Raw genomic sequence first — 17,865 nt, forward strand, 5'->3', positions numbered from 1 at the left:
TCAGCCTCCGGTCTCGTCGACGAACTCGTCGCCGCGCCATTCGAAGACGCGGAACAGGTCGAGGTCGCTGTCGCCCTTTTCGTCGAACCGGATCTGGCCGAGGCTGGTCTCGAACGTGGTGTCGCCGAGAACGGCGGCGACATCGCTCCCACTCGTGCTGCCAGTTTCGATCGCGGACTTGGCAATCTCGCCTGCGACGAAGGCTGTTCCGAAATAGCCTTGTGGCGGCAGTGCTTCGGCTCCGTCTTCGGCCGGGGACGCATTGGCTTTCTCAAGTTCGGGGAAGCGGGTGCGTGGCCCGATGGCGACGATGCCCTCAGGAAGGGGCACGTCAACGCTGGCCTCGTCGAACAGGCCTTCTCCCGCGACGATCGAAAGGTCGAGGCCCAATTCTGCGGCGTCGCGCGCGATCGTGGCGATGTCCGGCCGGTCGCCGGCGATGAAGAAGCGGGTCACCCCCGTCCGCTGAAGCCGGCGGGCGAGGCCGAACTGCTTTTCCTCGGCGGGACGGTAATTGTCGACCGTCTGCGGCTGCAGCCCCTGATCCGCGAGCCGGCGGCGCACCGAATCGACGAGGCCGCGTGAGGCGATCGATCCATCTTCGATCAGGCCCAAGGGCTCGCTGTTCCAGCGTCGTGCGAGATAGGCGGCAATCGCGGCAGCTTCGGCATCCGATCGAGGCGCCAGACGGTAGAGGAGATAGCCCGTCCGATCCTTCTGGTCGGTCAGCCGGTTGGCGCGCACGCCGATGTCGAGCACCGGGATTTGGGCTTCTGTCAGGATGGGCAGGGCGGCCTCGATCGCCTCTATGCAGAGAAAGCCGACGACCAGCGTTACGCCTTCCTCAACGAAGCGCTCTGCCGCGCGGGTCCCGCCTTCGGCCGAGCACAGGGTATCGGCCTCGGAGATGGTCACGCTGTCGGAATCTCCTGCGATCGCGGCCTCCACGCCTGCGATCACCTGCTGACCGAGAATCGCCTGCGATTCGCTCAAGGGAGCGGCGACTCCGATGACGGCGGAAGCGGGCGTCTCTTGGGCACCGGCAATCTGCGTGCCGGCCACGAGCGGACAGAGAACTGCGAGAGCATGGAACAATTGCGTGCGCATGGCCCCTCTTATCCGGTTCGGCAACGCTTGAAAATCCAATCCGCCGCCCACACCCTCTCGGTTCGGCAAAGACGTGGCTTGTCCCGAAACGGTCATGGGGTGCGAGACCGGCGACTTCGCTCTATGTTCGCCCCGAGCCGGCGATTCACGGCTTTTTCGAACTGCGACCTTCAAGACGAGGAACGAGGACAGGCGTTTGCTGAGTACGATGCGGACGGATCCCAGAGCGTTTCGCGAGGCGATGACCCGCTTTGCCGCCTCGGTGCATATCGTCACGACCGACGGCCGGTCGGGGCGCCGGGGCGTGACCGTATCCTCGGCCTGTTCGGTGTCGGACGATCCGGCGACGCTGTTGATCTGCCTCAATCAATCGAGCCCCGAAAACGACTGGTTCGAGACGAATGGCGTCTTTGCCGTCAACGTCATGTCGGCGCGGGACGAAGCACTTGCGCGCAAGTTCGCCGGTGAGGGCAAGCTTTCCCAGGAGGACCGTTTTGCCGAAGGTGAGTGGGAGACGGGGGCGACTGGCGCGCCGCTCTTGAAGTCGGCGCTTGCCGGTTTCGACTGCCGGCTCATTGATGCGCGGATCGTCGCCACGCACAAGGTGCTGATCGGCGAAGTCGCAGATCTGAAACTCGGGGAGCGGGCGCCGTCGCTGGTCTATGTCGACCGCGGATTTCGAAGCCTGTAGAACGATTGGCCGAAGGGGATCGACCTTGAACAGAGGAGAAGGGCGAGCGTGACGAAATCTCCAGCTTCGATCGACGAAACGGCGGATCTGCTCGACAAGGCGAATTACGTCGCCGACCGGGCGCTCGCGACTGTGGTGTTCCTGTCCCTCAGAATGGGTCGCCCGCTGTTTCTGGAGGGCGAAGCCGGGGTCGGGAAGACCGAGATCGCGAAGGTACTGGCCAGTGCTCTCGGCCGGCCGCTCATCCGCCTGCAATGCTATGAAGGTCTCGACGTCTCCTCGGCGCTCTACGAGTGGAACTATGCCGCGCAGATGATCGAGATCCGCATGCGCGAGGCGAGCGGCGACATTTCGCGCGATGCCATGCGCTCCGAGATCTTTTCCGAGCGTTTCCTGATCCGCCGCCCGATCCTCCAGGCGCTGGAAGGCGAGGCGGGCCGCGCGCCGGTGCTTCTGATCGACGAACTCGACCGGACCGACGAGGCCTTCGAAGCCTTCCTCCTCGAAATCCTCTCGGACAACCAGGTGACGATCCCCGAGCTCGGGACCATCAAGGCTGCCGAACCGCCGATCGTCATCATCACCACCAACCGGACCCGCGAGATCCACGACGCCTTGAAGCGCCGCTGCCTCTATCACTGGGTCGACTACCCCGAAGCCGAGCGCGAGTTGACGATTGTCCAGCGCAAGGCCCCCACCGCCAATGCCGAGCTGGCCGCCGAACTCGTCGCCTTCGTTCAGAAGCTGCGCAAGATCGACCTCTTCAAGGCGCCGGGCGTCGCCGAGACGATCGACTGGGCGAACGCCTTGACCGAGCTCAATGCGGTGGCGCTCGATCCCTCCCACATTTCCGATACGCTGGGCGTTCTCCTGAAGTATCAGGACGACATCCAGCGGCTGGAACGCGGCGAAAGCCGGCAGATCCTCGACGAGGTCAAGCGTGAGCTCACCAGAGCGTCCTGACATGAACGCGGAAGACGGTCCGAAGGAAGCCGATCCGCACGGCCGGCTGGCGGACAACATCGCCTATTTCGCCCGCGCCTTGCGGCGTGCGGGCCTGAAGGTCGGCCCGGCGGCGACGATCGATGCCATCGAGGCGGTCAAAGCCGCTGGGCTCACCTCTCGCGAAGATTTCTACTGGACGCTCCATGCGACCCTGGTCACGCGCCGCGAGGACGACGCGGTGTTTGCCGAGGCGTTCCGGCTGTTCTGGCGCTCGCGCGAACTGATCGAAAAGATGATCGCCATGTTCTCGCCGACGGCACCGCCGCGCGAGAGCGAACCGCGCAAACCGAAAGCCGGCGAGCAGCGCGCAGCCGAAGGGCTCCTCGAGGGCCAGGAAAAGCGCATGACGAAGCAGGACCGGCCGGTCGTGGAGATCGACGCCAGCCTCACCGTTTCCGGCAAGGAAGTCCTGCGGGCGAAGGATTTCGCCCAGATGTCGGTTGCCGAGATCGCCGAGGCGAAGCGCGCCATCGCGGCGCTGCGCCTGCCGGACGACGAGGTGAAGACGCGACGTCTGCGCCTCGACCCGCGTGGGCGCAAGATCGATGCGCGAGCGACGATGCGGGCCTCCATGCGCACCGGCGGTGATCTCCTGCTGCCGCGCTTCGCCTCGCCGCGCACCCAGCATCCGCCGGTGGTGGTGATTGCCGACATTTCCGGCTCGATGAGCCAGTACACGCGGGTCTTCCTCCACTTCCTCCACGCGCTGACCGACAAGCGGCGGCGGGTTCACACCTTTCTCTTCGGCACGCGGCTGACCAATGTCACCCGCCAGATGCGCCGCAAGGACCCGGACGAGGCGCTGGCCGAATGCACCGGCGCTGTCAAGGATTGGTCGGGCGGGACGCGGATCGCCGAGGCGATCGGCAGCTTCAATCGGGACTGGTCGCGGCGCGTGCTCGGCCAGGGCGCGATCGTCATCCTGATCACCGACGGGCTCGAGCGCGATTCCGTCGATGATCTGTCGCGGGAGATGGAGCGGCTGCACAAATCCTGCCGCCGCCTGATCTGGCTCAATCCGCTGCTGCGCTATGATGGTTTCTCCGCCAAGGCGCGCGGCGTCAGGGCGATGCTGCCGCATGTGGACGAATTCCGCTCCGTTCATTCGCTCGATGCGATGGCGGAGCTCTGCCAGGCGCTCTCGGCCGGACGCTCCAACACCGCCGCGACCGATCCGCGTCGCTGGATGGACGAACTGGCCGTCAGCGAGGCGGCGTGAGCCTTGCGGATCAGCCTCGGCGGATCGACATGAGGATCAGCGGCGTCATCCGGAGGATGGGATCATGACAGAGACAGGATTCGAGCACGACGTCTTGAAGACGGCCGAGAACTGGGCGGGCGAGGGGCGTTCGCTGGCGCTCGCCACGGTCATCGAGACCTGGGGATCGGCCCCGCGGCCGACCGGCAGCCATCTTGTCATCGATGCCGATGGCAATTTCGAAGGTTCGGTCTCGGGCGGCTGCGTCGAAGGTGCCGTGGTCTCAGAGGCGATCGACGTGATCGAGGCGGGCGAGCCAAAGATCCTGGAGTTCGGGGTCGCCGACGAGACCGCATGGCGGGTCGGGCTTTCCTGCGGCGGGCGCATCCGGGTCTATGTCGAGAAGGTGAACTGATGGACCGCGCGCTTCTCGAAGCTCTCAATGTCGAGCGGGCAGCCCGCCGCGCCGCCCTTGTGGTGACCGAACTTGGTTCGGGAAAGCAGCGGCTGGTGCGCGAGTCCGAGATCGAGGCGGATCCGCTCGCCGAAGCGCTGATGAAGATCATCCGTTCGGGCAAGTCGGGCGTGGTCGAGGGCGAGACTGGCGAGGTCTTCGTCAACGCCCATCTGCCGCCGGCGCGCATCGTCGCGATCGGCGCCGTCCATATCAGTCAGGCGCTGGCACCGATGGCGAAGATCGCCGGCTTCGACATCGAGATCATCGACCCGCGCACGGCCTTCGCCAGTCCGGAGCGATTTCCGGATGTGACGCTGCATGCCGAATGGCCGGACGTGGTCCTGAAGGAGCGGCCCTTCGATCCCTACACGGCCGTCTGCGTGATTACCCATGACCCGAAGATCGACGACGGACCGCTGATCGAAGCCTTGAAGACCGGGTGCTTCTATATCGGCGCGCTGGGCAGCCGGAAGACGCACGCCCGCCGGGTCGAGCGCCTGCAGGCAGCCGGCATCCCGCAATCTGCGATCGATCGGATCGAGGCGCCGATCGGTGCGGATATCGGGGCCGCCAATCCCGGCGAGATCGCGGTCGCGATCCTCGCCTCGGTCATCGAGGCGTTTCGCAAGCGCAAGATGTTTGCCGAGCGGCGCGGCGAGACCGAGGCCGCATGAGGTTCGGTCCCGTCGCGGTGAGCGACGCCGAGGGCGCGCTGCTGGCCCATTCGCAGGCGACGCCGCATGGCAAGATCGCCAAAGGCACGCGGCTCGCCGCCGACGACATTGCAGCACTGAGCGGAGCCGGCCTCGAAAGCGTCGTCGTGGCGCGTCTCGACCCGGGCGACATGACCGAAGACGAGGCGGCTGCGCGCATCGGCGCGGCGCTCGGCGGCTCGCATATCAATGTTGCTGATGCGGCGACGGGCCGCGTCAACGTCTTCGCCGACGCCGACGGCCTGTTTCTCCCGGATCGCGACGTGGTCGATGCCGTCAATGCCATCGACCCGTCGATCACGCTGGCAACGCTTGGCGAATACGAGCCTGTCGCGGCAGGGCGGATGATCGCGACGGTCAAGATCATCCCGCTGGCGGTCGCCGGGGCATCGGTCGAGGCGGTGTTTGCGGTTCTGGCGAAGCGACCGGCTTTCCGGGTCTCTCCCTATCGCGCCATGCGGGTCGCGCTGATCCAGACCCGGCTTACCGGCACGCGGGCGAAGATGCTCGACAAGACCCGCCGCGTCACCGAGGCGCGGCTCGCGGCCTCTAGCTCCAGCATTGTCATCGAGGATTGCTGCGACCATGACGCGGCCGAACTGGCCGAAGCTCTCCAACGGACAGGGGACGCCGATCTGGTCCTTGTCTTCGGCGCTTCCGCCGTGATCGACGCCGAGGACGTGATTCCAGCTGCGATCCGTCAGGCGGGCGGCGATGTCGACTACCTTGGGATGCCCGTCGATCCCGGCAATCTGCTGCTTCTCGGACAGATCGAGGGACGTTCGGTGCTCGGCGCGCCGGGCTGCGCCCGCAGCCCGAAAGAAAACGGCTTCGACTGGGTTCTCAACCGCTTGCTGGCCGATCTTCCGGTGACGGGTAAAGACATTCGGAAGATGGGCGTCGGCGGTCTATTGATGGAGATCGCCTCGCGTCCGCAGCCGCGCGAGGCCGACGGCGACGACGCGGCCGATACGGGCGACCCCATCGTTGATATTGTCGTCCTCGCCGCCGGCCGGTCGAGCCGCATGGGCGGGCCGAACAAGCTGCTTGCGACCTTTGAAGGCGTGCCCCTGATCCGCCGTTCGGTGGAAACGGCGCTTGCGGCGAGGAATGCCGAGACCGTCCGCGTGGTCGTCGGCCACATGAAGGACGAGATCGTCGCTGCGCTCGAAGGGCTCGCCGTCGAGATCGTTGAAAACCCGCTTTTCGCTGATGGTCTCTCCACTTCGCTCAAGGCCGGCTTTGCGGCCTCGGAACAAGCCGACGGCGTGCTCGTCATGCTGGCTGACCAGCCGCTTCTCACGCCTCAGGACCTCGACCGTCTGATCGCGGCCTTCACGGGCGAGGGGCGTGGCGCGATCGTCGCCGCGGCCGATCGCGGCAAGCGGCGTAATCCCGTCATTCTCTCGACCGGGTTTGCCCCGGCGATTCACGCCTTGGTCGGCGATGTCGGAGCCGCCCGCATCATCGCGGCCCATCCCGACGCGCTGACCGAGATCGATATCGGCGTGGCCGCTAGCACCGACGTCGATACGCCCGAGGCCCTGGAGGCGGCTGGCGGCAAGGCGGGGCAGGACTGATCTTCCCTGGGGACCACTCGCGCGAATGTTTTTGCGAGCCTTGGAGGGCGTATGGAACGCTCGGCCCGTTTCCGGCCTTGTCCCGCTGGGGTTCGGTCGCGGAAGGCTGGACGTCCTGGCAAGAAACTCTGAACGAAATGGACTGCCCGCATGGACACTTTCGTCCGCACGATGATGGAAAACTTCGGCGTTTTCGGCATCGGCTTTCTGATGTTTCTGGAGAACATCTTTCCGCCCATGCCCTCCGAACTGATCATGCCTCTGGCCGGCTATCAGTCGGCCCAGGGGCAGATGTCGCTCTTCGCGGTGATCGCGTCAGGGACCGTCGGATCCCTTTTGGGGGTGATCCCGTGGTACTATGCGGGCCATTATCTTGGAAAACGCCGCATGAAGCGTCTGGCGAGCCGGCACGGCCGCTGGCTGACGCTCTCCCCGGATGATGTCGAGAAGGCCGACGCCTGGTTTCGCCGGCGCGGTCCGATGGCGGTCTTGTTCGGCCGCCTCGTGCCGACGGTGCGCACGCTGATTTCGGTCCCGGCAGGCATCGCCCACATGCCCATGACCACCTTCGTGGTCTATTCTGCCATCGGGGCCGCGATCTGGACCGCCTTCCTGACCGTCGTTGGCTATCTCCTCGGGCAGCAATACGATCTCATCTCCGACTATGTCGGCCCGGTGTCGAACGCCGTCATCATCCTCATCGTCCTCTACTACATCTACCGCGTCGTCACCTTCGATGGCGACCGGAATCAGGAGGGCGACGCGCGGGAGCAGGAATAGGGAGGAAGGGCCTGGCCCCGGGGTCCGCGCCGCCGGACCCGGAGCGGGCAGGCATTTTCCGGGTTGCCTGGCATCCGCCGGCGAGCGACAAGCTTGGGGCGACAACCAAGAGGCGCCCGATGAGCCAGACGACCCTGCCGGTCTTTCAGGGACCCGTGATTCACAGAGCGAGGCGGCTGGAGGGCCGGCTTGCCGGTCTCTTTCGCACGACGGACGAGGGCTTTCAGACAAGCCCCGTCGAACGCCTCGAATTGTCTTTCGGCGGGATTCCGGGTGATCGCCATGGCGGCACCACGCGCCTGAGCGGTGGACGCGAGCCTTGGTATGCCCGCGGCACTGAAATGCGCAACGAGCGCCAGCTCTCGATCCTTGCGCCAGACGAACTGGCCGCCGTCGCTGCGGATATGGGAATTGCCGAACTGCGGCCCGAATGGATCGGCGGCAATCTTCTGGTCGAGGGCATCCCGCAGCTTTCCTTCTTGCCGCCACGGACGCTTCTGTTCTTCGAGCGCGGCGTGACGATCAAGATCGATGGCGACAATGCACCCTGCCGCTTCGCCGGCAAGGCGGTCGCAGAGCATGCCGGCGGCGGCGTCGACACGGAGCTTGGCTTCGTCGCAGCCGCGAAACGCCGCCGCGGTCTGGTCGGCTGGGTGGAAAAGCGCGGAACGGTCACGATTGGGGAGCGTTTCGAGGCACGTATTCCGGAACAATGGATCTATCCCGGCTGACGCAGGGCCACGCCTGGAACGGGGCGGCTCCCCGTAGCGGGAAGGGGAGGCGGCCCTGACATTTGGCGAGCGACTGTCTTCCCTCTGGCGCGAGGTCTTCACCCTCTCGGGCGACCCCATGCCATGGCGCGCCGTGGGGGCGACGCTTCTCGCCGTGGCCTTGCCGCCGGTCGTTTGCGGCGTGTTCTTCGGGCGCGAAGCGGTGGTCGCGCTGATCGCCGCCATGTCCGCCTACCTGGCCTCGAAAGATGTACGCAGCGGCGCGGCCGGCCTGATCGTCTTTTCGACGGGCCTCGCCGGCTTCGTCTGCCTCGGTGCGCGGGAGATGACGCTTCTCGTCACGCCCATGGTCGCGCTGGCGGCGGCCACTGCCGGCCATTACGGGTATGCCCGGCCGGTCATTCGCGGCCTGATCTTCTGGACGATCTTCACGAGTTCGCTTCTGCCAGCCGACCGGCCCGAAGCGCTTTTCGTCGTCTACTGCCTCTCGATGATCTGGAGCCTCGCCGTCACCCGGTTCGCGGGCCTTTCGGCTTCCATGCCGCCGGAAGAGAAGGAAACCACCCGCTATGCCGCCGTGTTCGGCGTCGTCTTCGCAACGGGGCTGACGGCGGCGGTTTATGTGGGTCAGCATTATTTCGGCCGCCACGGCTTCTGGTTTCCGCTGACCTTCGTGGCGCTGTGCCTCCCGCCCCATGGCGCGCTGTTCTCGCGAACCTTTCAGCGCGGGATCGGCACGGTCGCCGGCACGCTGCTCCTGTTCGGTCTCGGGATCGCGGTGCCCGATCCATGGTGGACCGTCCCCATCGGCGTTCTCGCCCTGCCGATCGGCTTTCGCATCTTGCCGATGAGCTATACCGGTTTCATCACCTGTCTGACGGTGGCGGTGCTGGCCTTCCTCAACATGGCGTCCGACATCGACACGCTGGCCTTCGAGCGTCTGGGAACGATGGCCGCCGCGGCGGCAATGACCGTCGGGCTGGCGGGGTTGGGCGCGCTGGCTCTCTACCTCATCGAGCCACGGGCCCTGCGTTCGCTGCAACGGGGGTAGGATTAGCGCTCGCCCCGATCCGTGGTGCTTTCGAGACCTTCGTCTTCGGCTTCCGGATCGACGTGGCGTGTCGCGCCCCAGCGATCGAGCACCGCGTTTATGTCGTCCGCGACGAAGAAGCGGGCCGCATCGCGGTCGTAGCCGTCGTCGAGCAACACGTCGTAATCCGTATGGACATGGCGGATATAGGCAACGGCGGCGAGCCACAGGGCGTTTTCCGGCGTCAGGCTGCGCATGTGCTTGGCACGCGCCGCCTCCCGGATCGCTTCGGCGTCGATGAAGGGTGCACGGGGGATCGTCGCCGTCAGGGCCCGAGCAATGCGCTTCTGCCGTTCGGTCGCCATCAGGCCGTCCTCAATTCTCGTGCGGCATATCGACGGAGGCATAATAGGGCTTGATGTCGAGAAGCGGCGTGTTGTCCAGCACATCGACGGCGTCGAGCTTCACGTGCCCGGCGGCGATATCGATCTCCTCGATCCGCGCGAGATGCATGCCGATCGGATTGGGCCGCACAGGTGAGCGCAGCGAAAACGTGCCGCGCGGCTCGTCGAGATGCCGCGGCTTCTGAAGAGCGAGATCGCGCTCCGCCCGGTCCAGCCAGGTCAGGCAGAAGACGTGGTCGCCGACCTTGAGACCTTGCAAGGCAGGCCGGAACCGCGGGGCGATTTCAAGGCTTCCGGTCGCTTTCACCTCGCGTGCAGCACGCCGGTTCTTGGCGCATCCCTCACGCGTCACGAAAGGCGAGCGGACGCGGCCAATGAACACCAGGCCTGCGTCGTCATAGCGGGGGGCGGGACCGCTGAATGCCTGCTCTCCCGGTCTGGTGGCGGTTCGTTCGGACATGAGGTCTTCTTTCATCGGCAGTTGCTGGTTCGGAGGTCTGGAGTGAGCCGGGTCGATATTCGGCTTGCCCTGGCCGGTCGGCGCGAGCCGAAAAAACGCCCTTCGGCCCCAAAAGAGGGGCTTGCTCGCTTCGCCGTTTCCATATAAACATATGTTTATATCGTGATTGAGTGTGGTGATGCTGGATACCCGGAAATTCCGTTTCGAACCGTTGGTGGATGCGCTGCGTGCCGTGGCGGAGCCGACGCGTTTGCGGCTTCTGGTGCTGCTCTCCCATGCCGACCTGACAGTGAGCGAGCTTACGACGATTCTCGGCCAGTCGCAGCCGCGGATTTCCCGGCATCTCAAGCTGCTCGCCGAAGCAGGATTGATCGTGCGCTATCAGGAAGGGTCCTGGGCCTTCTTTCGCCTGGCCGACGATGCGACGAGCCTCGGACTGGTCCGTTCGGTTGCGGGCTGGGTCGACCGTGGCGATCCGGTGCTGAGCCGTGATGGCGAGCGGCTGGACGAGATTCGTTCCCGCCGTGCCCAGCGTGCCGCGGACTACTTCGCCCGCAATGCCGGCGAATGGGACCGTATCCGGGCGCTCCACGCAGCGGACGCCGATATCGAAGGCGCGCTGATCGAGGCGCTGGGGCGCAAGCGCATTGGCACGCTGCTCGATGTCGGCACCGGTACGGGGCGCATGCTGCAGGTGCTGGCCCCGCGCTGCGAAAAGGCCGTCGGCATCGACAATTCCCGCGAGATGCTGGCCGTCGCACGTGCCAAGCTCGACGAGAGCGGCGTCGCCAACGTGTTCGTGCGGCTCGGCAACATCTATCATCTGCCGGTCGATCGCGGAGCGTTTGACCTCGTGCTGATTCACCAGGTCCTCCACTATCTCGACGATCCGGCGGGGGCGGTGCGCGAGGCTGCGGCAGCGCTGGCGCCGGGCGGGCGGATGGCGATCATTGATTTCGCACCCCACACGCTTGAATTCCTGCGTTCCGAACACGCACATCTGCGGCTCGGCTTCTCCGACGATACCTTGAAGACCTATGTCGAAGAGGCCGGCCTCGAACCGGTCTCGCTCACCCATCTCAAGGCGAATGCCGAGGGAACCGGGGAACTCACCGTCACCATCCTCGTCGCCGAGGACCAACGTCGTCTCGTTGCCGGGTATGAAGCGGCAACGTCACAAACTGCAAACTGAGGAAACAGTCCCATGAGCCAGACCACCGGCCCTTCGAATTCGGGTATCGACGTTTCGTTCGAGTTCTTTCCGCCGAAGACGGAAAAGATGGAGCAGAACCTTTGGCGCTCGATTGAGCGACTGGCGCCGCTGCAGCCGAAATTCGTCTCGGTGACCTATGGCGCCGGCGGCTCGACCCGCGAGCGGACCCACCAGACCATCGCGCGCATTCTCAAGGAGACGGATCTCGTTCCGGCGGCCCATCTGACCTGCGTCGACGCATCCCGTGAAGAAGTGGACGAGGTGGTGCGGCAGTACCGCGATACCGGTGTGAAGCACTTCGTGGCGTTGCGCGGTGACAGCCAGAGCGGCGTCGGCGAGGCCTACATTCCCCGCGCCGACGGCTATCGCAACGCCGTCGAGCTGGTGGCCGGCCTGAAGGCCATCGACGATTTCGAGATCTCGGTGGCCGCCTATCCCGAAAAGCACCCGGAGAGCTCGGACTTCGCCACCGACATCGACCTGTTGAAGCGCAAGGTCGACAATGGCGCCACCCGCGCCATCACCCAGTTCTTCTTCGAGAACGACGTGTTCGAGCGCTATGTCGAGCGCGCGCGCCGGGCGGGCATCTATATCCCGATCGTACCCGGCATTGCGCCGATCCATGACTTCACCAAGATCGCCCGCTTCGCCGGCGCTTGCGGCGCAAGCATCCCCTCCTGGATGGCCGAACGCTTCGAGGGGCTGGAAGAAGACGAGATGACGCGCTCTCACGTGGCTGCAGCGCTCTGTGCCGAGCAGGTGCTCGACCTCAAGCAGCGCGGCTTTTCCGACTTCCACTTCTATACGATGAACCGGGCCGATCTCGTCTACTCGATCTGCCACATCCTCGGCCTGCGCGGGCGCAAGCCGGGTGCAGCCGACGCCGAGGCGGAGTCTTCTGCCGCTGCCGCGTAACGGCAGCAAGTCCGATCACGACCGCGTCGCCAGACAACTCGGCGATGCGGTCCGTTCGATCGAAAGATGGGACAGGCATCGGTCGGGGTCATAGGCCCCAGACAAGAAAAAGGCCGGGATTTGCCCGGCCTTTTGTCTTTCCTCCCGCCTTAACGCGGAACTTGTTGTCCCCCGCCTCTCAGGGCAGGTAGCCCGCCACCATCGCGGCGAGAAATGCGAACGAACCACAAATCATGATGAAGTTCAGCGGACGCGTGAGTTCCATTGCTAAAGGCTCCTCCTTGCATTCCGAGAAGCAGAGTATTCATCATGAGAGTCCCGTAAAGAGACAATCGTTGTTGCATTGCGGGATCGAAATCGGCGGACCGGCCGCAACCCCAATGAAACGAGGCGATGCGGCTGCGAAAACGCAGTGAAATTTTTTGAAATCTGGCGTGATGGATCGGGCTCGGCCCTGCTGTTCGGGTGAAAAATCTCGTTCGTGGTGAAAAATCACGCAGCCCGAATGAGCGCTTCCAGAGCCGAAGCGACTGCAAGCGCGCGGGCATCGCGGCCGAATCGCGCGATGATCGACAGGCCGAGTGGCAGTCCGTTCGAAGCGGCCAGTCCGGGAACGTTGACGACGGGGTTGCCGGTCAGCGTCCACAGCTTGTTCATCAAGGGGTCACCGGTGCTTTCGAGGCTCTCCGGCGCCGGACCCAGCGCGGAGGGCGCCAGCAAGACGTCGGCCGTCTCGAACAGCGCCGAAGCCGCCTTGCGGCCGATGCGCGCGACACGGCGGGCGTCGTCGTACGACGCCGGTTCAACTTGCGCCGCCTCGTCCAGGATCGCCGCCACTTTCGGGCCGAGAAGCGAGCGGTGGGTGCGGTATTCGTCGGCGAGCGCCAGGGAAGCCTCGAAGCCCTGGATCGTCCCATGTGCGTCGCGGGCGGCGGCGAGTGCAGCGGGCTCTTCGACGTCGACGAGGCGGGCGCCCGCCCGCTCCAGGAACCGCGCCGCTTCTTCCCATGCTGCGCGCATCTCCGGATCCAGCCGATTGTCGATATGGCTGCGATAGAGGCCGACGGTCAGCCCGCTTGCCTCGGTCCTGCCGTCGACGGCAAGCGGCCGGCGGGCGAGAGCCTCGCCGGCAAAGGCGACGTCGGCGACGCTGGCTGCGAACAGGCCGGGCGTGTCGAGCGTATAGGCGAAGGTCTTCATGCCGACGGTCGGCAGCAGGCGAAAGCTCGGCTTGAACCCCGCGACGCCGCAGAAGGAGGCGGGCCGGATCACGGAGCCGCCGGTCTGCGAACCGCAGGCGAGCGGCACCATGCCGGCGGCGACGGCCGCCGCCGAACCGGCCGACGACCCGCCCGGCGTGTGCCCGAGATTGTGCGGATTGCGCGTCACCGTCGGGTCCATCGAGGCAAATTCCGTCGTCGTCGCCTTGCCGATGACCGTCGCGCCAGCGGCCCGCGCCATGGCGACGACCGCCGAATCGGCCACCGGCCGGTGATCGCGATAGATGGCGGAGCCGTGTTCGGTGGGCATGTCGCGCGTGTCGAAGATATCCTTGACGGCGAAGGCGATTCCGGCGAGCGGCCCGCTCGCCGCCTTGACGGTGGCCCGATCCGCAACACGGGTGAAAGCCTTGATCTCGCCGTCCGTTGCCGCGATCCGGTCGAACGCTGCGGCGATTTCACGGTCCGGGTCGCTGCGCCCATCCGCTATTGCTTGTAGTATGTCGAGGATGGAGGAGGGGGCATGCGAGTGACGATTCATTGCTTGAAGGCTCCAGGGCAAGACCGCGCCCACAGCGAACATCGGTGAAGCGGCGGGACAGACATTGCGGCCAGCCTTAGCGGCTCTCCCGACCTTCCTCCAGCCCGTGTGTCCAAATCGGCTGAGCGGAGACGATCGATAAGCGTCGCGCGTGCCGATGCTGGAAAGCGGCGATTGCATCGTCCTGCGCTATCGCTCGGCACTGACCGGTCGACGGCTGCGCCCTTTGCTCCATTTTTCGGATCGGCATTTTGCGGGGAGACGACAGCTTGCAGACATTTGCGACCGCCAGGGACGCGGCTTTGACGCTGCGACCCGACGCGCCGATCTATTGTTTTCGCCCATCGGTGCTCACGGCCGATGCAAAGGCGTTCCTCGCCGCCTTTCCGGGCGAGACCGCCTATGCGGTGAAGACCAATGGCGAGCCGATGGTATTGGAGACTCTCGCTGGGGCGGGTGTTTCGATCTTCGACGTCGCGTCGCCGGGCGAGTTCGCCGCGGTCAAGGCGGCAAAGCCCGATGCCGAGATGCTCTACATGCACCCGGTCAAGGCCCAGTCCGACATTCGGCTGGCGCTCGAGACCTACGGGATCCGCGTCCTCTCCCTCGATCACGAGGATGAGGTCGCCAAGATCCTGCGGATCGTGCGGGCGCTCGACATCGATCCGGGTACCATCACCCTGTTCATCCGCATCCAGACCAAGGGCCATGCGGCCTATGAGCTTTCGAAGAAGTTCGGAGCCGCGCCCGCCCACGCGGTCGAGCTCCTGCAGCGCTGTCACCGGGTCGGGTTCAAGGTCGGCATCTGCTTCCATGTCGGCTCGCAGATCGAGGACCCGGACACCTACGAGCGCGCGCTTGCCTCGGCCGACTGGGTGCGCAACCGGGCCGACGTGCCGCTGGCCGGGCTCGACGTCGGTGGCGGATTTCCAGCCGAATACGGCCACGACCCGCGCCGCAAGAGGCGGGAGATGCCGGGTTTTCCTGAAATCATGACCCGGCTGAAGGCCGATATCGACGAATGGGGGTTCGGCGATCTGCCGCTCGTGGCCGAGCCCGGACGCGTGATCGTCGCGCGGGCCTTCTCGCTGATCGTCCGGGTGCTTCTGCGCAAGGGCCGACGGCTCTACATCAATGACGGCATCTGGGCGTCACTGTCGGATTCCTGGACCGGCAAGATCACCCTGCCGGCGCGCTTCATTCCCGATCCTGCGCGCACCACGCGCAACGGCGATCCGCAGAAGATCGGTGCGTTCAAGGTCTGCGGAGCAACCTGCGATTCCGTCGACATCCTCTCGCGGCCGTTCTGGCTGCCGGAAACCGTCGACACGGGCGACTGGATCGAAATCGGCCATATCGGAGCCTATTCGCTGTCCCTCCGCACTCGCTTCAACGGATTTTACCCGGACACCTTCGTCGAGGTGACAACGCCCTTTGACGACGGCGAAGCCGCAGAAGGCTATGCGAGCCTGGAGACCATGGCGGATTGAGGCTGCAGCCGGATTTGCGCGGTTATGCAACCCATGATGTAATTCTGCTTCGACATCAGTGCGGGAAAAACGCATGCCTGTTGGAGCAGATCGGCACAATGGATCGGACGGAGAAGCCCAGCGCTTCTCCCGACTTGTCGAATGGTTGGACAGCAACGCTGACCTCCTGCTCGACAATCCCGACAACAATCTCGTCGCCGTCGGGATCGGCAAGAAGAGTGCTGGTCGTATCGACGATGACTCGCCATTCTGCATAACCGGTTTCGTCGAGGAAAAGCTTCCGAAGAAGGTGATATCATCGCGGCGTTTGTCGCTGTTCGCCGAAGCGGCTGCCGCCGTTTCTCACGTCGGCAGGCCACAGGAGCTGGATTTCGAGATCGATGTGGTCGAAACGGGCTCGCCTTTCCGGGCGCAGCCGGGGCTGAAGCTTCCTTCGGGCCAGCGAGGTCTGCACGGTGGTCCATTGCCGACCCTCAACCTCCAGAAGCGGTTCGAGGCCGTACGCAAGGGGATCGGCATCACCAATCCCCACCGCGCCTACCCCAATCAACTCTCCGTCGGGACGTTGGGTTTTTTCGTGAGAGATGACGACGGCCGGACATATCTCGTCTCGAACAATCACGTGATTGCCGATGGAAACAAGGGCAGGAAGGGAGATTCCATCGTCCAGCCCGGCACGCTTGACCTCACTCAGAGCGAACTGAACCTCATGCCGACTCTCACCAAGCTCAAGGCCGAGCTTCAGATCGCCACCCTCTCGGCTTTCGTCGACATCCAGTTCCACGATACCCGGGGGATCCCGTTCAACGAGGTCGACTGTGCGGCCGCCGAGCTCACGGACGGCCGGCGCGATTTTTCCGAGATTGCGCGTGTGGGACTCGGGGGGAATCTGAACGGCGTTGCCACCCCCTTTGCCCTGGATCCTCTGACCGGGAAAATCACGGGCGACACCCGGGTCTACAAGGCCGGGCGAACAACGGGCTGGACGGAGGGTGAAATCACGCAGCTCGCCGTCGTGACCGATGTCAGGTTTGGTACCAATCTCGCCCGGTTCCGCAATCAGCTTGGCATATTCGCCTCGCCGGACAATAGCGGCGCCTTCAGCCGTGCCGGTGATAGTGGCAGCGCAATCGTCAACAGCCGACAGGAAATTGTTGGCTTGCTGTTTGCCGGAAGCGAAAGCCGGACTTTGGCAAATCCCATCCAATCTGTCCTCGATGCGTTGCGAGGTCAGCTGGGGGTGCAGTCATTGACCGTGATTTGAAGGGAGCCTTAGCTGGATTCGTTGGCCAATCATGCCAATCTATTTCATTGAAAAGAGTAGCTGGATGGAACTGGCGCAGCCGGTTCCAGACGTCAGGAGGACGAGACCATGTCGAAGACGGCAGACTATGGTGACGTTCAGAGGGCCTTGCAGGCGGAAACCGAGCAGATTCTGAAGCAGATCCCGGTTTCGCCCGTCACCCTGTCCATGCCTGTCGACGGGGCAGGGCCCCGGATATGCGCCAGCGTTCATGACGCCGACGCGGGGAAGGTTCCCCGTTCAGTCAGTGTCGTTCACGACGGACAGACGGTCGAAATCCCGGTCGAGGTCATTGGGAGCTACGAAGAGTTCAAGGCACTCTGATTGCGAGCCGGATAATGAGGAATTTACTTGGCGGAGCGGTGGCAGCACCGGAATAGGCAGGCGTAATCGACCCGCATGCCCCCGGCCTTTGCTATCGCTTCGGCGTGATGTCCTTCATCGGGCGGATGTCACCGCGCTCGTCGATCAGCCCGTCCTCGTCGAAATGCTCGAGGATGATCGCGAGGTTCTTTCGGTTGGCCTTGAAAAAGACGTCGAATACGTCGCCCACGAGCGGAACCGTGCCGACCGCGACGTCGATGCCGAGATTGGCCAGCATTTTCGCGATCTTGTGCTGCGGCATGCCGAGGCGTCGGGCCTCATTCACGATCCAGAGAGAAACCACCGCGGCGCCGGCGTCGCCGACGCCCGGGATGAGACCGACGATCGAGTCGCCGCCGAAGCTGATACCCGTTCCCGGAATGCGGACGGCCGTGTCCATGAGCCGTGCCACCCTTGCTACGCGCCGCAAGCGGCGGACGTGGTCGATCTCCGCATAGGCGCCGGCGTCGGTGGTGCTCATCGGTTCTGGTCTCCTCGAGAATGGTGGTGCAATCCCTTGATCGCGTCGAAACTGCATATGGTGTTCGAGGCGGGGTATAAAAAGGCTCGGCGAGGCAGAGGGTTATCTGGCTCGCCTCCGCGTGCCCGGACCGGAGCATGTGCGAAGCTGGCGAATCCCTGAAAGTTTCGGTTTTCCCGGCGT

19 protein-coding genes are annotated in these 17,865 nt (G+C 64.7%); 14 read left to right on the forward strand and 5 right to left on the reverse strand.

Translation table 11 applies throughout. From position 1 onward, the window contains the following. Window positions 1-1,107, reverse strand: coding sequence for a branched-chain amino acid ABC transporter substrate-binding protein (locus MF134_RS11605; protein WP_255339613.1), 1,107 nt, complete (start codon window positions 1,105-1,107; stop codon window positions 1-3). A gap of 196 nt (window positions 1,108-1,303) precedes the next feature. Here MF134_RS11605 and MF134_RS11610 point away from each other — a divergent pair, with 196 nt between their 5' ends. The 9 genes from MF134_RS11610 to MF134_RS11650 all read left to right on the forward strand — a co-directional run bounded on the left by MF134_RS11610 (window position 1,304) and on the right by MF134_RS11650 (window position 9,313). Further along, window positions 1,304-1,798 (forward strand): flavin reductase, encoded by a 495-nt coding sequence (locus tag MF134_RS11610; protein WP_255339614.1) that lies wholly within the window; start codon window positions 1,304-1,306, stop codon window positions 1,796-1,798. 48 nt (window positions 1,799-1,846) lie between these two features. Continuing rightward, window positions 1,847-2,761, forward strand: a complete 915-nt coding sequence (locus MF134_RS11615) for an AAA family ATPase (RefSeq protein WP_255339615.1) — start codon at window positions 1,847-1,849, stop codon at window positions 2,759-2,761. A 1-nt stretch (window position 2,762) separates the two neighbouring features. Then, entirely contained in the window at window positions 2,763-4,022 is a 1,260-nt protein-coding gene (locus MF134_RS11620; RefSeq protein WP_255339616.1) for a vWA domain-containing protein, read from the forward strand. Between the two features lie 64 nt (window positions 4,023-4,086). Next, window positions 4,087-4,416: an XdhC family protein gene (locus tag MF134_RS11625; RefSeq protein ID WP_255339617.1), complete on the forward strand. Its 330-nt coding sequence runs from the start codon at window positions 4,087-4,089 to the stop codon at window positions 4,414-4,416. Next, on the forward strand, window positions 4,416-5,132 hold the full coding sequence (locus MF134_RS11630; protein ID WP_255339618.1) for an XdhC family protein: 717 nt from the start codon (window positions 4,416-4,418) through the stop codon (window positions 5,130-5,132). The genes MF134_RS11625 and MF134_RS11630 overlap by 1 nt, the downstream gene beginning before the upstream one ends. Beyond that, a complete protein-coding gene (locus MF134_RS11635; protein ID WP_255339619.1) occupies window positions 5,129-6,751 on the forward strand; it encodes an NTP transferase domain-containing protein in 1,623 nt (540 codons plus the stop codon). Before MF134_RS11630 ends, MF134_RS11635 begins: the two co-directional genes overlap by 4 nt. A 150-nt stretch (window positions 6,752-6,901) precedes the next feature. After that, window positions 6,902-7,531, forward strand: a complete 630-nt coding sequence (locus MF134_RS11640; RefSeq protein WP_255339620.1) for a DedA family protein — start codon at window positions 6,902-6,904, stop codon at window positions 7,529-7,531. 119 nt (window positions 7,532-7,650) lie between these two features. Next, a complete protein-coding gene (locus tag MF134_RS11645; protein WP_255339621.1) occupies window positions 7,651-8,262 on the forward strand; it encodes an MOSC domain-containing protein in 612 nt (203 codons plus the stop codon). 118 nt (window positions 8,263-8,380) lie between these two features. Next, window positions 8,381-9,313 carry an FUSC family protein gene (locus MF134_RS11650; RefSeq protein ID WP_255339622.1) on the forward strand — a complete coding sequence of 311 codons (933 nt, stop codon included), beginning with the start codon at window positions 8,381-8,383 and terminating at the stop codon, window positions 9,311-9,313. 2 nt (window positions 9,314-9,315) lie between these two features. Here MF134_RS11650 and MF134_RS11655 read toward each other — a convergent pair whose 3' ends face one another. Both MF134_RS11655 and tsaA read right to left on the reverse strand, forming a co-directional pair. Next, complete coding sequence (locus tag MF134_RS11655) at window positions 9,316-9,657, reverse strand: DUF2293 domain-containing protein (RefSeq protein WP_255339623.1); 342 nt, start codon at window positions 9,655-9,657, stop codon at window positions 9,316-9,318. A 10-nt stretch (window positions 9,658-9,667) separates the two neighbouring features. Then, entirely contained in the window at window positions 9,668-10,156 is a 489-nt protein-coding gene (tsaA, locus tag MF134_RS11660; protein WP_255339624.1) for a tRNA (N6-threonylcarbamoyladenosine(37)-N6)-methyltransferase TrmO, read from the reverse strand. Between the two features lie 178 nt (window positions 10,157-10,334). Between tsaA and MF134_RS11665 the strand changes: the two genes are divergently transcribed. Both MF134_RS11665 and metF read left to right on the forward strand, forming a co-directional pair. Further along, window positions 10,335-11,348 carry an ArsR/SmtB family transcription factor gene (locus tag MF134_RS11665; RefSeq protein WP_255339625.1) on the forward strand — a complete coding sequence of 338 codons (1,014 nt, stop codon included), beginning with the start codon at window positions 10,335-10,337 and terminating at the stop codon, window positions 11,346-11,348. Window positions 11,349-11,360: 12 nt separating this feature from the next. Further along, on the forward strand, window positions 11,361-12,284 hold the full coding sequence (gene metF, locus MF134_RS11670) for a methylenetetrahydrofolate reductase [NAD(P)H] (protein WP_255339626.1): 924 nt from the start codon (window positions 11,361-11,363) through the stop codon (window positions 12,282-12,284). A gap of 492 nt (window positions 12,285-12,776) precedes the next feature. Here metF and MF134_RS11675 read toward each other — a convergent pair whose 3' ends face one another. Beyond that, window positions 12,777-14,045, reverse strand: coding sequence for an amidase (locus MF134_RS11675; RefSeq protein ID WP_255339627.1), 1,269 nt, complete (start codon window positions 14,043-14,045; stop codon window positions 12,777-12,779). Window positions 14,046-14,314: 269 nt separating this feature from the next. On the opposite strand from MF134_RS11675, the gene MF134_RS11680 reads away from it, so the two are divergent. The 3 genes from MF134_RS11680 (at window position 14,315) to MF134_RS11690 (ending at window position 17,162) form a co-directional block, all read left to right on the forward strand. Beyond that, the gene (locus tag MF134_RS11680) at window positions 14,315-15,535 is read left to right on the forward strand and encodes an alanine racemase (RefSeq protein ID WP_255339628.1); all 1,221 of its coding nucleotides are present in this window, start codon (window positions 14,315-14,317) and stop codon (window positions 15,533-15,535) included. Window positions 15,536-15,608: 73 nt separating this feature from the next. Further along, the gene (locus MF134_RS11685; RefSeq protein ID WP_255339629.1) at window positions 15,609-16,799 is read left to right on the forward strand and encodes a S1 family peptidase; all 1,191 of its coding nucleotides are present in this window, start codon (window positions 15,609-15,611) and stop codon (window positions 16,797-16,799) included. A gap of 108 nt (window positions 16,800-16,907) precedes the next feature. Beyond that, on the forward strand, window positions 16,908-17,162 hold the full coding sequence (locus MF134_RS11690; protein WP_255339630.1) for a hypothetical protein: 255 nt from the start codon (window positions 16,908-16,910) through the stop codon (window positions 17,160-17,162). A gap of 91 nt (window positions 17,163-17,253) precedes the next feature. Here the strand turns inward: MF134_RS11690 and MF134_RS11695 are convergent, their stop codons facing one another. After that, entirely contained in the window at window positions 17,254-17,682 is a 429-nt protein-coding gene (locus tag MF134_RS11695) for a DUF4112 domain-containing protein (protein WP_255339631.1), read from the reverse strand. Window positions 17,683-17,865 lie beyond the last annotated feature (183 nt).

Source organism: Jiella marina, from assembly GCF_024359545.1.
Taxonomy (GTDB): domain Bacteria; phylum Pseudomonadota; class Alphaproteobacteria; order Rhizobiales; family Rhizobiaceae; genus Jiella.

Excerpts from the sequence above, each read along its gene's own strand:
- MF134_RS11605 (WP_255339613.1), bottom strand. The coding sequence starts at position 1,107 with ATGCGCACGCAATTGTTCCATGCTCTCGCAGTTCTCTGTCCGCTCGTG.
- MF134_RS11620 (WP_255339616.1), top strand. The coding sequence starts at position 2,763 with ATGAACGCGGAAGACGGTCCGAAGGAAGCCGATCCGCACGGCCGGCTG.
- MF134_RS11625 (WP_255339617.1), top strand. The coding sequence starts at position 4,087 with ATGACAGAGACAGGATTCGAGCACGACGTCTTGAAGACGGCCGAGAAC.
- MF134_RS11630 (WP_255339618.1), top strand. The coding sequence starts at position 4,416 with ATGGACCGCGCGCTTCTCGAAGCTCTCAATGTCGAGCGGGCAGCCCGC.
- MF134_RS11635 (WP_255339619.1), top strand. The coding sequence starts at position 5,129 with ATGAGGTTCGGTCCCGTCGCGGTGAGCGACGCCGAGGGCGCGCTGCTG.
- MF134_RS11640 (WP_255339620.1), top strand. The coding sequence starts at position 6,902 with ATGGACACTTTCGTCCGCACGATGATGGAAAACTTCGGCGTTTTCGGC.
- MF134_RS11645 (WP_255339621.1), top strand. The coding sequence starts at position 7,651 with ATGAGCCAGACGACCCTGCCGGTCTTTCAGGGACCCGTGATTCACAGA.
- MF134_RS11650 (WP_255339622.1), top strand. The coding sequence starts at position 8,381 with ATGCCATGGCGCGCCGTGGGGGCGACGCTTCTCGCCGTGGCCTTGCCG.
- MF134_RS11655 (WP_255339623.1), bottom strand. The coding sequence starts at position 9,657 with ATGGCGACCGAACGGCAGAAGCGCATTGCTCGGGCCCTGACGGCGACG.
- tsaA (WP_255339624.1), bottom strand. The coding sequence starts at position 10,156 with ATGTCCGAACGAACCGCCACCAGACCGGGAGAGCAGGCATTCAGCGGT.
- MF134_RS11665 (WP_255339625.1), top strand. The coding sequence starts at position 10,335 with ATGCTGGATACCCGGAAATTCCGTTTCGAACCGTTGGTGGATGCGCTG.
- metF (WP_255339626.1), top strand. The coding sequence starts at position 11,361 with ATGAGCCAGACCACCGGCCCTTCGAATTCGGGTATCGACGTTTCGTTC.
- MF134_RS11675 (WP_255339627.1), bottom strand. The coding sequence starts at position 14,045 with ATGAATCGTCACTCGCATGCCCCCTCCTCCATCCTCGACATACTACAA.
- MF134_RS11685 (WP_255339629.1), top strand. The coding sequence starts at position 15,609 with ATGCCTGTTGGAGCAGATCGGCACAATGGATCGGACGGAGAAGCCCAG.
- MF134_RS11690 (WP_255339630.1), top strand. The coding sequence starts at position 16,908 with ATGTCGAAGACGGCAGACTATGGTGACGTTCAGAGGGCCTTGCAGGCG.
- MF134_RS11695 (WP_255339631.1), bottom strand. The coding sequence starts at position 17,682 with ATGAGCACCACCGACGCCGGCGCCTATGCGGAGATCGACCACGTCCGC.